Annotated in this window: 1 rRNA gene; it reads right to left on the bottom strand. The window is 39.5% G+C overall.

The features are described 5' to 3' along the window. Positions 1–266: 266 nt before the first annotated feature. Positions 267–375 (bottom strand): 16S ribosomal RNA (locus tag QTO06_RS25485); the annotation flags it as partial.

The raw sequence follows: 375 nt of genomic DNA, 5'->3' as shown, positions 1-375 counted from the left end.
AAAGTTGTCTCTCATTATTTGAATGAGCGAGAGACATTTCGATTTTGCCGGACTCAATTTCGAATAATCACTTAAAAGTGATATTCCCAAGAACACTTGAATGTGTTTTTTGGTGTTTGTCTTAAAGACAAACATTGAGAACTTTACAATCAACAATAAATTGTTGATTTGTCAGCTTTCCAAATTGTTAAAGAGCTATGTTAGCTACAAGCTTTCGCTTGTGAACTATCAATCTGTGTGGACACTCATCGTGAGTAATCATCGTTTAAGGAGGTGATCCAGCGCCAGGTTCCCCTAGCGCTACCTTGTTACGACTTCACCCCAGTCATGAACCACAAAGTGGTAAGCGTCCTCCCGAAGGTTAAACTACCTACT

This window comes from Vibrio sp. M260121 (genome assembly GCF_036533715.1).
Classification (GTDB): Bacteria; Pseudomonadota; Gammaproteobacteria; order Enterobacterales; family Vibrionaceae; genus Vibrio.
The sequence above is the reverse complement of the archived record's forward strand: the minus strand, read 5'-3'. Positions and strand labels throughout refer to the sequence as shown.